At 64.9% G+C, this 12775-nt stretch carries 15 protein-coding genes; 8 read left to right on the plus strand and 7 right to left on the minus strand.

The features are described from left to right. Positions 1-3 precede the first annotated feature (3 nt). The 4 genes from H8A95_RS20890 (at position 4) to H8A95_RS20905 (ending at position 2823) form a co-directional block, all read left to right on the plus strand. Positions 4-1113 carry a branched-chain amino acid ABC transporter permease gene (locus H8A95_RS20890; protein WP_229184798.1) on the plus strand — a complete coding sequence of 370 codons (1110 nt, stop codon included), beginning with the start codon at positions 4-6 and terminating at the stop codon, positions 1111-1113. Beyond that, positions 1100-1834, plus strand: a complete 735-nt coding sequence (locus H8A95_RS20895; RefSeq protein WP_229184799.1) for an ABC transporter ATP-binding protein — start codon at positions 1100-1102, stop codon at positions 1832-1834. The genes H8A95_RS20890 and H8A95_RS20895 overlap by 14 nt, the downstream gene beginning before the upstream one ends. After that, a complete protein-coding gene (locus tag H8A95_RS20900; RefSeq protein ID WP_229184800.1) occupies positions 1827-2528 on the plus strand; it encodes a branched-chain amino acid ABC transporter ATP-binding protein in 702 nt (233 codons plus the stop codon). The genes H8A95_RS20895 and H8A95_RS20900 overlap by 8 nt, the downstream gene beginning before the upstream one ends. A 64-nt stretch (positions 2529-2592) precedes the next feature. Further along, a complete protein-coding gene (locus tag H8A95_RS20905) occupies positions 2593-2823 on the plus strand; it encodes a cysteine rich repeat-containing protein (RefSeq protein ID WP_229184801.1) in 231 nt (76 codons plus the stop codon). 37 nt (positions 2824-2860) lie between these two features. Here H8A95_RS20905 and H8A95_RS20910 read toward each other — a convergent pair whose 3' ends face one another. The 5 genes from H8A95_RS20910 to H8A95_RS20930 form a co-directional block, all read right to left on the minus strand. Beyond that, a complete protein-coding gene (locus H8A95_RS20910; protein WP_229184802.1) occupies positions 2861-3256 on the minus strand; it encodes a nuclear transport factor 2 family protein in 396 nt (131 codons plus the stop codon). Positions 3257-3583: 327 nt separating this feature from the next. Beyond that, positions 3584-5059, minus strand: a complete 1476-nt coding sequence (locus H8A95_RS20915; RefSeq protein WP_229184803.1) for a L,D-transpeptidase family protein — start codon at positions 5057-5059, stop codon at positions 3584-3586. A gap of 229 nt (positions 5060-5288) precedes the next feature. Next, positions 5289-6251 carry an acetyl-CoA carboxylase carboxyltransferase subunit alpha gene (locus H8A95_RS20920; RefSeq protein ID WP_229184804.1) on the minus strand — a complete coding sequence of 321 codons (963 nt, stop codon included), beginning with the start codon at positions 6249-6251 and terminating at the stop codon, positions 5289-5291. A 202-nt stretch (positions 6252-6453) separates the two neighbouring features. Further along, the gene (gene xerD / locus H8A95_RS20925; protein WP_229184805.1) at positions 6454-7434 is read right to left on the minus strand and encodes a site-specific tyrosine recombinase XerD; all 981 of its coding nucleotides are present in this window, start codon (positions 7432-7434) and stop codon (positions 6454-6456) included. A 16-nt stretch (positions 7435-7450) separates the two neighbouring features. After that, the gene (locus H8A95_RS20930; RefSeq protein ID WP_016843561.1) at positions 7451-7597 is read right to left on the minus strand and encodes a hypothetical protein; all 147 of its coding nucleotides are present in this window, start codon (positions 7595-7597) and stop codon (positions 7451-7453) included. Between the two features lie 145 nt (positions 7598-7742). On the opposite strand from H8A95_RS20930, the gene H8A95_RS20935 reads away from it, so the two are divergent. Genes H8A95_RS20935 through H8A95_RS20945 form a run of 3 tightly spaced genes read left to right on the plus strand, consistent with a single transcriptional unit; the run spans position 7743 to position 10839 of the window. Then, positions 7743-8375 (plus strand): shikimate kinase, encoded by a 633-nt coding sequence (locus H8A95_RS20935; RefSeq protein WP_229184806.1) that lies wholly within the window; start codon positions 7743-7745, stop codon positions 8373-8375. Next, positions 8372-9514, plus strand: a complete 1143-nt coding sequence (gene aroB, locus H8A95_RS20940; RefSeq protein ID WP_229184807.1) for a 3-dehydroquinate synthase — start codon at positions 8372-8374, stop codon at positions 9512-9514. Before H8A95_RS20935 ends, aroB begins: the two co-directional genes overlap by 4 nt. 17 nt (positions 9515-9531) lie before the next feature. Beyond that, on the plus strand, positions 9532-10839 hold the full coding sequence (locus tag H8A95_RS20945; protein WP_229184808.1) for an HlyC/CorC family transporter: 1308 nt from the start codon (positions 9532-9534) through the stop codon (positions 10837-10839). 209 nt (positions 10840-11048) lie between these two features. Here H8A95_RS20945 and H8A95_RS20950 read toward each other — a convergent pair whose 3' ends face one another. Together H8A95_RS20950 and H8A95_RS20955 are read right to left on the minus strand one after the other, a co-directional pair. After that, complete coding sequence (locus tag H8A95_RS20950) at positions 11049-11498, minus strand: hypothetical protein (protein ID WP_229184809.1); 450 nt, start codon at positions 11496-11498, stop codon at positions 11049-11051. Between the two features lie 126 nt (positions 11499-11624). After that, on the minus strand, positions 11625-11900 hold the full coding sequence (locus H8A95_RS20955) for a BolA family protein (RefSeq protein WP_028338206.1): 276 nt from the start codon (positions 11898-11900) through the stop codon (positions 11625-11627). A gap of 109 nt (positions 11901-12009) precedes the next feature. Between H8A95_RS20955 and H8A95_RS20960 the strand changes: the two genes are divergently transcribed. Further along, the gene (locus tag H8A95_RS20960) at positions 12010-12645 is read left to right on the plus strand and encodes a J domain-containing protein (RefSeq protein ID WP_163155671.1); all 636 of its coding nucleotides are present in this window, start codon (positions 12010-12012) and stop codon (positions 12643-12645) included. Positions 12646-12775: the final 130 nt, after the last annotated feature.

The following is a 12775-nucleotide window of genomic DNA, read 5'->3' on the forward strand; positions in this document are numbered from 1 at the left end:
TCGATGGGTGGAGCAAGAGAGGCCGTCGCACGCATCGGCGAGGGACCGGATGTCGTGACGGGTGAGGGTGCACCGGCCGCAAGCGCGCCGGCGGGACGGACGTCGGCAGGATGGAAGGTCCTGCCGATCGTGGAAGGGCTGGTGCTCTTGATCGCACTGGTCCTGCCATGGGTTCTGCAGGATTATCTCACGGTGTTCGCCACCCGTGTGGTGATCCTCGCGCTGTTTGCGCTGTCGTTCGACCTGGTGTGGGGCTATGCCGGCATCATGAGTTTCGGCCAGGCGCTGTTCTTCGGCGCCGCCGGCTACGGCGTGGCGCTGATGGCGCGCGATCTCAACGTCACCTCGATCCTGCTGATCCTGCCGGCCGGCACCTTGATCGGCCTCACCGCGGCGTTGTTGCTCGGCGGTTTTCTCCTGCTCGGGCGCTATCCCTCGAGCGTGATCTTCGTCTCGCTCGGCACCCTCACCGGTTCCTATGCCGCGGACCGGCTGGCGCGCGGCTGGTACTATCTCGGCGGCCAGAACGGCATCCCGTCGATCCCGCCGCTCACGCTCGGCAGTTACGAGTTCGAGGAAGGGCCGGTCTACTACTACATGGTGCTCGGCATCCTCGTGGTCACCTATCTGCTCTGCCGCTTCCTGGTGCGTTCACAATTCGGCCTGGCGCTCGCGGGCCTGCGCGAGAACGAGCAGCGCATCGCCTTCTTCGGCTACAAGGCGCAGCACCTGAAGGCGATCGTGTTCGCGATCGGCGGCACCATCGCCGGCCTCGCCGGCAGCCTTTATGCCTTCCACGAAGGGTTCGTCTGGCCCAACATGCTGGGCGTCGTGTTTTCGACCCAGGTCGTGCTCTACGTCTTGTTCGGCGGCTCCGGCACGCTGATCGGCGCAGTGATCGGCACCGTCATCATCGAGGGCGTCAGCTTCTGGCTGTCGGACAATTACCGCGATGTCTGGCCGATCATCCTCGGCGTGCTGCTGCTGCTCGTCATCATGTTCCGCCCGCTCGGGCTGATCTCCTTCGTGCTCGGCGAGCGCGAGCGGGTCGGTAGCTTCGGCAAGGAGCCAGGCAAGGCACCAAAAAAGGAGGCCGGCAATGCCGCTCCTTGAGGCCTCAGGGATCAGCAAGGTGTTCGGCAAGCTCACCGCGCTTGACGGTGCGGCGCTGACCGTCGGCGAGAACGAGTTTCACGGCCTGATCGGCCCGAACGGATCGGGCAAGAGCACGCTGATGAAATGCGTCGCCGGCGCCGAGGTGCCGACCACGGGCAAGGTCTCCTTCATCAACACCGACATCACGGCGTTCTCGCCGACCGAGCGCGCCCGCGCCGGCATGAGCCTGAAATTCCAGATCACCTCGGTGCTGCCGACGCTGACGCTGTACGACAACATCCTGCTGGCATTGCAGGCGCAGTCCTCGCTGTTCGATCTGGTGCTCTCGCGCACCCGCAACAGGCTGCACGATCAGGTGATGACGATGCTGACCCAGTTCCGTCTCGCCGATCGCGCGTATGACGCCGCAGCGGCGCTGTCGCACGGCCAGCAGCAATGGCTCGAGATCGCGATGGCGCTTGCCGGCAAGCCGCGGCTATTGCTGCTGGACGAGCCGACCGGCGGCATGAGCCTCGAGGAGCGCCGCGTCACCGGCGAGCTGTTGCAGCCGATCAAGCAGCATTGCTCGCTCGTCATCGTCGAGCACGATCTCGATTTCATCCGCGACATCTGCGACCGCCTCACCGTGCTCGACCAAGGCAAGGTGCTGGCCTCGGGTACGGTTGCGGAAATCCAGGCCAACAAGAACGTCCAGGAGATTTATCTTCGCCGTGCCTGAGCAAACCTTCCTCGATATAAGGCATCTCGATGCCGGTTATGGCCGCAGCCAGGTCCTGTTCGATGTCAACATCGGCATTCCCTGGCGCGGCGGCGTTGCCGTGCTCGGCCGCAACGGCGCCGGCAAGACCACGCTGATGAAAACCATCGTCGGCGAGCTCGCAAGCTCGCAAGGCGAATTGTTCTTCGACGGTCGCGACATCACCCGCCGCCGCACCGAGGAACGGGTACGATCCGGCATCGGTTACGTGCCGCAGGAGCATTCGGTGTTCGCCCGCCTGTCGGTGCGCGACAACCTCGCGGTCGGCTCGCTGTCCAATTCGGATGCCGGCGCGGTCGATCGCGTGCTGGAGATATTCCCGAAACTCGGCCAGCGCCTCGACCAGCCGGCCGGCACGCTGTCCGGCGGCGAGCGCAAGATGCTGGCGATCGGCCGCGCCATGCTCGGCAATCCGAAGCTGCTGCTGCTGGATGAGCCGACCGAAGGGGTCTGGATCGGCGTGATCGAGGAGATCACCGAGCGGCTGATCGAGCTTGCCAAGAGCATCGCGGTCGTGATTGTCGAGCAGCATCTCGACCTCGCGCTGCGCGTCGCCGAATACGCCTATGTGCTGGACCGCGGCCGCGTCGCGCTGCAGGGCGAGGCGGGTAAGGTGCGGAGCGATCCGGAACTGCTGCGCTATCTGGCGCCCTAGAATCCTGGGTTCCGTTGGGAACGAAGAGCCCTCGCTGCCGTTGGGCCGCGGGAGGAATTCATAGATGCGCTATTTTTCGATTGCAGCCCTTTTTACCGTTGTCGTGATGAGCAGCGGTGCCGCGCTGGCCCAGCATGCCGGCACCAAGTCGGAACAATCCGCGTGCTCGCGCGATGCGCAGCGCTTCTGCCGCAAGGACCTCGGCAATGACGGCGCCGTGCAGAACTGTCTTCAGACGAATCGTGCCAGTCTGAGCCGAAGCTGCAAGAAGGTTTTCGAAAGCCACGGAATGTAGCCGTCGCTTGCCGGTCGCGGCAGCAGCTCCCTGTCGTCTAGCGCGGCGACGTTCCGTCAATGCGTCCGACGAGGTGTGCCCGTGAAGGCGAAGGGTCGAATCGTTCGGCGAAATACTGCGTTTCGTGGGCGACCAGCCCGTCGCGGAATTCCATGATGCTCACCACGTAGGACGGCCTGTCGTCATAGGTGAGGATGTATTCGGTGATCCAGAGATCGCCGCCGCCGATCATGCGCTGGATCGTGAAGCGCTTCTTGTTCGGCTGCACCGTGCGGCTGTCCTGAATGTTGCGCCGACCGCGGATCCGTTCGCCCGACTGCGGATAATCGAGCACGGCATCCTCGGCGTAGATCTCATGCTCGCGCTCGAAATCGCTCGCGTCCGACGCTTCCCAATGGCGCTGCAGCGCCATCCGCACGGTGTGATCGTCCATGGCAATCTCCCGGTTTTCCCTGCGTCCTCTGTTTGAGGCGGGGGCGAGACTAGGAGCAAAGTTCGGACGATTCATGTCGCGAGAATGCGGACGTATGATCGACGGGCCGCGCAACACACTCGGTGTCGTCCCTGCCTATTGCGCAATTGCGCACGGGAGCAGGGACCCATAACCACAAGCGTGAATTATGCGCCTCGCTGGAATGACGAGTCCCGCTCCCAATCTCCGCCGCGGAGGATGTCGTCCCTGCTTGCGCAGGGACCACACCGTGTGCTGTTTGAGATGCCTATCGGAAACGACCAGCGCCGCGGCGCGGACGCGCCGCGCTTACTTCACTGCCGAGAAGCGGGTATCGAACGAGTTGGTCTGCACGACAGGCGCGGAGCCGGCGAGTTGGGTCGACGCCGACGATGTCGCGGCCGGTGCGGCGGCAGCTGCGGTGTTGGTCACCGCCGGCTTCGGCGCGGGCCTCGCGGCCTGCTTCGGCTCCGCCTTCGGTGCGACGCGAACCACCGATTGCGGCTTGGCTTCGGCGACCTTCGGCTTGGCCGGTGCGGCAGCGGCCGGAGCCTGAGTTGGCGTGGCCGTCTTGCTGGCGTCGGCGGTGCCGCCGATGCCGACCTTGCGCGCGAAGCTGGAGAAGAAGCCTTCGGATTTGTCGGACGCGTTCGCCGAAGCAACCCGGGTGCTGGCCGGCGGGGTCGACGACGTCGTCGCCACGACAGGTTCTTCCTGCTGGACCGCGAGATTGGGCCGCGGCGGATTGACCGTTCCGGGGATCGTGCCGGGGGCACGCGCGAGCGACATCGATGCCAGCGCCTGGCTGTCGCCGCCTTCGGACAGACCGGTGTTTCCTTCCGGAATCTTGGAGGCGAAGATCGCGTTCATGCCGCCGTCGATGCCGGAGTTGAGGCGCGCAACGGGCGTGCCCTTGGCGGCCAATTTGGCCATCTCGGCGTCGTCGCGCTGCTCCTTCTCGCGAACGGCGCTCGCGATCTCCTCGGGGATTACATAGGCCGGGCACTTCGCCGATGCATTGAACACCGGATCGCGCACGGCGTCCGCCGGCTTCGCCGCATCGAAGACGTACTTCTTCTCGCAGAAGTCGACCTTGGGCTCCTGCTTCGTCACCTCGAAATGATCGTTGCCTTGCTTGATCATTTTCCAGAAAGGCATGTTCGGATTGTTGCGGTGCTTGGCCAAGTTCACCGCCGTCATCCGGAACGGATAGGCCTGAAACTGGAACGCCTTCTGGCCGCCGAAGAAGGACTCGCGGCCGAGCGAGTAGATTTCCGCGATCTGCTCGTCGGTCATCGCGTAACAGCCGCGCGACGAGCAGTCGCCATGCACCATCAGCTCCGAACCGGTGCGGCCGAGCGACTTGTCGAAGGCGTTGGGATAGCCGGTGTTGAATGAGAGATAGTAGGCCGACTGCGGATTCATCTGGCTCGGGTTGATCGAGTAGAATCCTTCGGGCGCCTGACGGTCGCCTTCGCGGACCTTCGGGCCGAGATCGCCCGACCAGCGGCAGATCGGATAGGTCTTGAGCAGTGCGAACTGGCCGGAGCGGGTCTGCTTCCAGACCTCGAGCTCGGCTTCCTGCTTGAACAGCCGCACCAGGATCGGCGACTGCATGTCCATGTCCTTCTCGACCATGGCAGCGACGAGCTTTGGCGGGACCGGCTGGTTGGCCTTGGCGTTCTGCGCGAGCGAGATCTGGTCGCTGTCACAGCCGGCGAGCATGACGCCCGCGGCGAGGACCGCCGAGGTCAGAAGCGCGCGTACGAGCGTGCGATGAGTCAAGTCCGAGCTCCACACCCACCGGGCGATTTTCGCGACCCCAACACGGCGAATATGCCCTGAAGCCATTGTGTAAAATATTAGCCTTCGACCACCCCTGCTCGCAACCTGAACCGGGGCTGACAGCCTTCACGGTAGCAGGCATGGTTCAAGGAACGTTAAAGACCCGGCTCGGGGCTCAATTACGGCAAAATCGGTCGATTTCGGCGAAAAATCCAGCCGCTTGGGCGCCTCAGCCCAGCTTGCGGCCGATATCCAGGAACTTCTGGCGCCGCTGTTTGCGAATCGCGTCCGGATCAAGATTTCGTAGGTCGTTGAGCGCCTGGGCGATGGCGTCGCCCGTGGTCGTGATCATCGCGGCGGGGTCGCGATGAGCGCCGCCGGAGGGCTCCTTCAGGATCTGGTCGATCACGCCGAAGCGCAGCATGTCCTGGGCGGTGATCTTCATGCTGTTGGCGGCTTCCTGCGCCTTGGTGCCGTCGCGCCACAGGATCGAGGACGCCGCCTCCGGCGAGATCACGCTGTAGATCGCGTGCTCCATCATCAGCACGCGGTTCGCCGTGGTGATGGCGATGGCGCCGCCCGACATGCCTTCGCCGGTGACGATCGCGACATTGGGCACGCCGAGCGACAGGCAGGCGTCCGTTGAGCGCGCGATCGCCTCGGCCTGGCCGCGTTCCTCGGCGCCGATGCCGGGATAGGCGCCGGCGGAATCGACGATCGACAGCACGGGGATGCCGAAGCGGTCGGCCATCTCCATCAGGCGCACCGCCTTGCGGTAGCCTTCGGGCCGCGCCATACCGAAATTATGCTTGATGCGGCTCTCGGTGGTGGCGCCCTTCTCCTGGCCGACCACGCAGATGCTCTCGCCGCGGAAACGGCCGAAGCCGCCGACCAGTGCCTCGTCGTCGGCGAATTTGCGGTCGCCGGCCATCGGCGTGAACTCGGTGATCAGGCCGTTGACGAAATCGGTGAAGTGCGGCCGCTGCGGATGCCGCGCCACCAGCGTCTTCTGCCAGGGCGTCAGATTGGCATAGAGGTCGGTGAGCGCCTGCGCCGCCTTGTCCTCGATCCGAGCGACCTCGTCGCCGATGTCGCTGCCGCTTGCGGCAAGCGTGCGCAACTCGTCGATCTTGGATTCAAGCTCGGCGACGGGTTTTTCGAAGTCGAGATAGCTGCGCATCGGGTCGGGCATCAACTCAATATAGGGAGGAACGGTGCGAGGGGCGAAGCGGTTTTGGCGTAGAGAAGAGAAGTTTTGTAACTTCAATTGGTTAACGCGCATTCTGGCGGAATGCACGCTTCGGGATCGCAGGCAGGTGACGCTCTTTCCGCGGAGACGAAGCGGAAGTCAAGGCGGATCAGGTGACGGTATCGATGTCCAGCAGGCGCCGGACTTACTTCTCCGCCAGCGGATGCAGGTCGCGGACCAGGCTTTTCAGCCGCTCCTCGACCACATGGGTGTAGATCTGGGTGGTCGAGATATCAGTGTGGCCGAGCAGGGTCTGCACGATGCGCAGGTCCGCGCCATTGTGCAGCAGATGGCTGGCGAAGGCGTGGCGCAGCACGTGCGGGGAGACCAGCCGTGGCGCCAGGCCGGAGGCGCTCGCGAGCTCCTTCAGGTCGCGCGCGAAATGCTGCCGGGTCAGATGGCCGCTCTCGCCGGAGGAGGGAAACAGCCATTTCGACGCTGCTGCCTTCTTCGCCTTCGGCTGCATGATTTCCATCGCCGCGAGATAGTCCGCCATCGCCTGGCGCGAGGCCTCGTTCAGCGGCACCAGCCGCTCTTTGTTGCCCTTGCCGCGCACCACGATCATCCGCGCATCGCGCCGCGCCGCGGTGACCGGCAGCGACACCAACTCGGAGACGCGCAGGCCGGTGGCGTAGAGCACCTCGAGCAGGCAATACAGCCGCAGCGCGCGCAACCGCTGCGCCGGCGAGACGTCGGTCTGGGTCAGCTCCTTGGCGCGGGTCAGCATGCGGTCGACATCCTGGATCGACAGCACCTTGGGCAGGCCGCGGCCGCGCTTCGGGCCGGACAGGATTGCGGCCGGATCGTCGCCGCGGACCCGCTCGTTGAGCAGGAAACGGTAGAGATGCCGCATCGCCGACAGCCGCCGCGCTACGCTTGTCGACTTGAAGCCCCGGCTATCGAGGTCGGCGAGGTAGCCGCGCAGTGCCTCGGTGTCGACGCTGGTGAAATCGGCGCCGGCATGGGCGAGGTAGTCGGAGAAATCCGTCAGGTCGCGCCGGTAGGCGTCGAGCGTGTTGCGGCCTGCGCCCTGTTCCGCGGCGAGCATGTCGAGGAACAACGCGGTCAGCTTGGCGTCGGAGGACTTGATGGGAGGCTTGGCGGGAATCTTGGCTGCAGCGGGCATGCCAGAATCATAGCGCCTATTTCTTGAGGAACTTATCCGGCGGGATGGTCACGGTCATTTCCCGCGGTTTCGGGTGCACGAAATTCGCCAGCGCGAAGACGATGCCGTAGCCGATCCCGAAAATCACGGCGACGACCGTCAGGAAGCGGAACAGGCTGGGCATGGAGGCGACTCGGGCGGCGAATTAACCAATGAAATCATCCAACATGTTCCCCGCGCGGTTGCAAGAGTCGCTGGTAACGGTATCGCCGGGGGTAGTATAGGTGGCTCGAATTCTGAACAATTCGTCCCAATATCCGAGCTTTTTGATGTCCGACGCAGCCGTCCCGGCACAAGCCAACCCGACCCTGGAGGCCGATATCGCGGCCGCGCTGGGGACGCGGTCGATCGTGCTGGTCGGCATGATGGGAGCCGGCAAGTCGACCATCGGCCGGCGGATGGCGGCGCGGCTCAAGCTGCCGTTCACCGATGCCGATACCGAGATCGAGACCGCGGCGGTCATGACCATCCCGGAGATTTTCGAGACCCACGGCGAGCCTTATTTTCGCGACGGCGAGGCACGGGTGATCGCCCGCATCCTCGACAATGGCCCGGTCGTGCTGGCGACCGGCGGCGGCGCCTTCATGCGCGAGGAGACTCGCAACCGGATCCGCGACCGCGCGATCTCGATCTGGCTCAAGGCCGACAGTGATATCATCATGCGGCGGGTCCGCCGCCGCGCCGATCGTCCGCTGCTGCAGACCGCCGACCCCGAGGCGACCGTCAACCGGCTGCTCAGCGAGCGCGAGCCGGTCTACCAGAACGCCGATCTGACGATCGCCTCGCGTGACGTGCCGCACGACCGCATCGTCGACGAATGCCTCGAGGCCCTGCATGCGCATCTGTGCGGCGTGCGTCCGGCCGGCGAACCACCTAATGATGGATTGAACGCGACCTCATGACTGCGCCCCTGAAACACTCCGCCTCCGTTACCGTCGATGTCGCACTCGGCGACCGCGCCTATGACATCGTCATCGGCCGCGACGTGCTGCAGTCCCTGGGAGAGCGTGTCGCGGCGCTGCGACCCGGCGTTCGGACCGCCATCGTCACCGACCGCACGGTCGCCAGGCACTGGCTGGAGCCGGCCGAGGCGTCGCTCGCGGCCGCAGGCGTGCCGACCTCGCGGATCGTTGTCGAGGAAGGCGAGGGCTCGAAGAGCTACGCCACGCTGACGCAGGTCAGCGAAGCGCTGATCGCGGCGAAGATCGAGCGCAACGACCTGGTGATCGCACTCGGCGGCGGCGTGGTCGGCGACCTCGCCGGCTTCGCGGCCGCGATCCTGCGTCGCGGCGTCGATTTCGTGCAGGTGCCGACCTCGCTGCTGGCGCAGGTCGATTCCTCCGTCGGCGGCAAGACCGGCATCAACTCGCCGCAGGGCAAGAATCTGATCGGCGCATTCCACCAGCCGGTGCTGGTCATCGCCGATACCTCGGTGCTCGACACGCTGTCGCCGCGCCAGTTCCGCGCCGGCTACGCCGAAGTCGCGAAATACGGAATTCTCGGCGATGAGGCTTTCTTCGCCTGGCTCGAGAAGAACCACGCCGACATCTTCGCGGGCGGCACCGGGCGCGAGCATGCGATCGCAACCTCCTGTCGTGCCAAGGCCGGCGTCGTTTCACGCGACGAGCGCGAGACCGGCGAGCGCGCGCTGCTCAATCTCGGTCACACTTTCGGCCATGCGCTGGAAGCCGCGACCGGCTTCTCGGATCGCCTGTTCCACGGCGAGGGCGTCTCGGTCGGCATGGTGCTGGCCGCGGAATTCTCGGCGCAGCTCGGCATGATTTCGTCCGACGATGCGGCCCGCATCGCGCGTCATCTTTCCGCGGTAGGATTGCCGACACGCCTGCAGGACATCGCAGGCTTCACGCAGGAAGGCCTCGCCGATGCCGACGCACTGCTGGCGCTGATGGCGCAGGACAAGAAGGTCAAGCGCGGCAAGCTCACCTTCATCCTGCTTGAGGCGGTCGGCCGCGCCGTGATTGCCAACAATGTCGAGCCACAGCTGGTGCGCGACTTCCTGCAAGCCAAGCTCAAGGCCTAAAGCCACGGATCATTTCAGTGGGATGGTTGACCTTCTCGATCGTGCTGCTCTGTCTGCTCGTCTCCGCGTTCTTCTCGGCGAGTGAGACGGCGCTGACCGGCGCCTCGCGCGCCAGCATGCTGCGCCTGTCGAAGCAGGGCAACGGCGAGGCGACCGTCGTGTCCAGCCTGATCGCGATGCGCGAGCGGATGATCGGCGCCCTGCTGCTCGGCAACAACATCGCCAATATCGGTGCCTCCGCGCTCGCGACCGGTATCTTCACCGCCTGGTTCGGCGATGTCGGCGTGCTTTATGCCACCGGCGTCATGACGGTCCTGGTGGTGATCTTCGCGGAGGTGCTGCCCAAGACCGTCGCCATCAATGCGCCGGACCGGGTGTCGCTCCTGGTGGCGCGGCCGATGCGGCTGACCGTGTTCGTGCTCGGTCCGCTCCTGACCGTCATCGAAGCCATCGTCCGGGCCTTGCTGCGGCTGCTCGGCATCAAGATCGGTGCCTATCAGGCCATCCTGTCGCCGACCGAGCGTCTGCGCGGCGCGGTCGATCTGTTGCATCACGAGGGCAAGGTCGAGAAGCAGGACCGCGACATGCTCGGCGGGTTGCTGGACCTCAGCGAGCTTCAGGTCTCCGACGTGATGGTCCATCGCACCGAGATGACCATGGTCAACGCCGACCTGCCGCCCGAGGAGCTGGTGCGCGAGGTGCTGGCCAGCGAATACACCCGCATCCCGCTGTGGCGGGAGAAGCCGGAGAACATCGTCGGCGTGCTGCATGCCAAGGACCTGCTGCGCGCGATGCGCGCCAATGAGGGCGACATGTCCGCGATCGACGCCTCCGCGATCGCGCTGCCGCCCTGGTTCGTGCCGGAGATGCGTCCGGTCTCCGAGCAGCTCAAGGCGTTCCGCCGCCGCAAGACCCACTTCGCCCTGGTGGTCGACGAGTACGGCGAGGTCGAAGGCATGGTGACGCTGGAGGACATTCTGGAGGAGATCGTCGGCGACATCTCCGACGAGCATGACGTCGTCGTCGCCGGTGTGCGTGCGCAGCCGGACGGCTCGGTCGTGGTCGACGGCTCGGTGCCGATCCGCGATCTCAACCGCGCGATGGACTGGCACCTGCCGGACGAGGAAGCGACCACGGTCGCCGGCCTCGTGATCCACGAGGCGCGCTCGATCCCGGAGCGCGGCCAGAGCTTCACCTTCCACGGCTTCCGCTTCCGCGTGCTCCGCCGCGAGCGCAACCGCATCACCGCGCTGCGCATCGTCGCGGTGCCGCGCGAGGCCGAGCTGGAGGAGAAGAAGCCGAAGCGGGCAGGGACGGCGTTCTAGTTGGAGCTGGCTTGCCTCCTGGTACCGTCACCCCCGCGCAACGGCTTCGCCGTTGTCGCTGGAGGAGCCGTGAAGCGGCGTCTCGAAGGGTCGACGGCCACTAGCCGGGCCGGGCATCCTTCGAGACGCGCTGAGCCTGCCATCGGGCCGCGCTTTGCGCGGACCCGGTGGCGCTCCTCAGGATGACGGGACTGGTGGTCTGCCGGAAGCTACTCGATATCGATCGAGATGCCCGACAGCTTCCACGCGCCGTCGGAGGGGATGAAGCCGAGCTGATACTTCACCTGCTTGGGCGTGGTGTCGAAATGGCCCTTCAGCCGCAACACGCCCTTGTCGTCGATCTTGGCGTCCTCATCGAGCACGATCGGCTTGGCGACCACGGCGTCGAACACGGCGTGCTTGTCGACCAGATCCTTGAAGATGGTCCGTAGCTTGTCGGGCGGAAACTGGTCGCGGAACGGCTTTGAGATCTTGGCATGGAACACGGTGAAATTGTTCGCGGCCACCGCATCGTTGAGCGATACCAGGACGCTCTTGATCAGCACCTCCTGGACGAAAGGGCTCGGCATATCCAGCGCCGCCGACGGGCGCATCGCGCAGATCAGGAGCAGGCCGGCGGCGGTGACAATCGACCGGAAACGTGGCCAGCAAGGGATCATCAACGGCCCCATATCAAGCGTGGCGGATGCGAAAGCTCGTTCGCCTGCCCACGTGGAGCAGGTCCATCGCCGGAGGTACTATTCTCATAACGGAAAACCGCCGCTTCGTCTTGCGGCAAGCGCGGACTAGCGCGGCTTTTCCCCGGGGCCGTGCGCGTGGATCGCGAGCGCATGCACCGAGCCGGCGAGTTCCTGCGCCAGCGTCGCATTTATCATGCGATGGCGTTCGATCCGGCTCTTCCCTTCGAAGGCCGGCGACACAATATATACCCGGAAGTGCGTCTCCCCGCCTGGCCTGTGGCCGGCGTGGCCCTCATGCAGATGTGACTCGTCGACGACGTCGAGGCTTTCCGGCAAGAAAGCTTCACGCAACTTGTTTATGATAGCGTCTTTGGTGCTCATGGCGGCGGAGTTAGGTCCGCGACAGCTTTTCGTCAATGGTGCAAGCGGGAAACGAGGTCTGCGCAATGTCAAGACTTGAAGAATTGTGCATTGCGTAGTCAAAGAGAACATGGCCATCGATTCATCTAAATTCTTCGACTCCATTCGCATCAAGCCGACCAAGGTGAGTGCGAAGCGCCAGGCGCAAGCCGGCGAGCAGGCGGTTGCCTGCGAGTGGGCGGGTTGCCAGAACAAGGGCGCGCATCGCGCTCCGAAGGGCCGCGAGAATTCGCGCGAGTATTGGCACTTCTGCCTCGATCACGTCCGCGAGTACAACCAGTCCTACAATTTCTTCCAGGGCATGAATCCTGACGACGTCGCGCGCTACCAGAAGGATGCGCTGACCGGCCACCGTCCGACCTGGAAGATGGGTGCCAACAACGGCAAGAAGGAGAGCGGTCTCGATGCCGCCTCCGATCCGTTCCACGTGTTCTCCGAACTCAACGGCCGCGGCCGTTGGCGCCCGGGACCAGGCGGCGCGGAGCCCAAGCCCGAGACGCGCAAGGTCATGAACGCCGAGCGCAAGGCGCTGCTGGTGATGGGGCTCGGCGCCGGGGCGACGCTTGAAGACGTCAAGGCGAAGTACAAGGCGCTGGTCAAACAGCACCATCCCGACGCCAACGGCGGCGACCGCTCCACCGAGGATCGCCTGATCGAGATCATCAAGGCGTATAATTATCTGAAGACCGTGGTGCGCGAGGCCTGAACTCTCGCCTCCGTCGCCCCTGCCTATTGCGCACGGGAGCAGGGGCCCATAACCACCGGCGGTCATGTTCATGCGAGATGTCGAGCCGATCGCCCCATTGATGGGCCGCGGCGTATGGGTCCCTGCGAAA

It is taken from the genome of Bradyrhizobium oropedii (assembly GCF_020889685.1).
Taxonomy (GTDB): Bacteria; Pseudomonadota; Alphaproteobacteria; order Rhizobiales; family Xanthobacteraceae; genus Bradyrhizobium; species Bradyrhizobium oropedii.

Bases quoted from the DNA above. Each gene is read 5' to 3' on its own strand.
- xerD (WP_229184805.1), bottom strand. From the start codon at position 7,434: ATGCCCGCTGCAGCCAAGATTCCCGCCAAGCCTCCCATCAAGTCCTCC.
- aroB (WP_229184807.1), top strand. From the start codon at position 8,372: ATGACTGCGCCCCTGAAACACTCCGCCTCCGTTACCGTCGATGTCGCA.
- H8A95_RS20930 (WP_016843561.1), bottom strand. From the start codon at position 7,597: ATGCCCAGCCTGTTCCGCTTCCTGACGGTCGTCGCCGTGATTTTCGGG.
- H8A95_RS20960 (WP_163155671.1), top strand. From the start codon at position 12,010: ATGGCCATCGATTCATCTAAATTCTTCGACTCCATTCGCATCAAGCCG.
- H8A95_RS20905 (WP_229184801.1), top strand. From the start codon at position 2,593: ATGCGCTATTTTTCGATTGCAGCCCTTTTTACCGTTGTCGTGATGAGC.
- H8A95_RS20910 (WP_229184802.1), bottom strand. From the start codon at position 3,256: ATGGACGATCACACCGTGCGGATGGCGCTGCAGCGCCATTGGGAAGCG.
- H8A95_RS20950 (WP_229184809.1), bottom strand. From the start codon at position 11,498: ATGATCCCTTGCTGGCCACGTTTCCGGTCGATTGTCACCGCCGCCGGC.
- H8A95_RS20920 (WP_229184804.1), bottom strand. From the start codon at position 6,251: ATGCCCGACCCGATGCGCAGCTATCTCGACTTCGAAAAACCCGTCGCC.
- H8A95_RS20890 (WP_229184798.1), top strand. From the start codon at position 4: ATGGGTGGAGCAAGAGAGGCCGTCGCACGCATCGGCGAGGGACCGGAT.
- H8A95_RS20895 (WP_229184799.1), top strand. From the start codon at position 1,100: ATGCCGCTCCTTGAGGCCTCAGGGATCAGCAAGGTGTTCGGCAAGCTC.
- H8A95_RS20955 (WP_028338206.1), bottom strand. From the start codon at position 11,900: ATGAGCACCAAAGACGCTATCATAAACAAGTTGCGTGAAGCTTTCTTG.
- H8A95_RS20935 (WP_229184806.1), top strand. From the start codon at position 7,743: ATGTCCGACGCAGCCGTCCCGGCACAAGCCAACCCGACCCTGGAGGCC.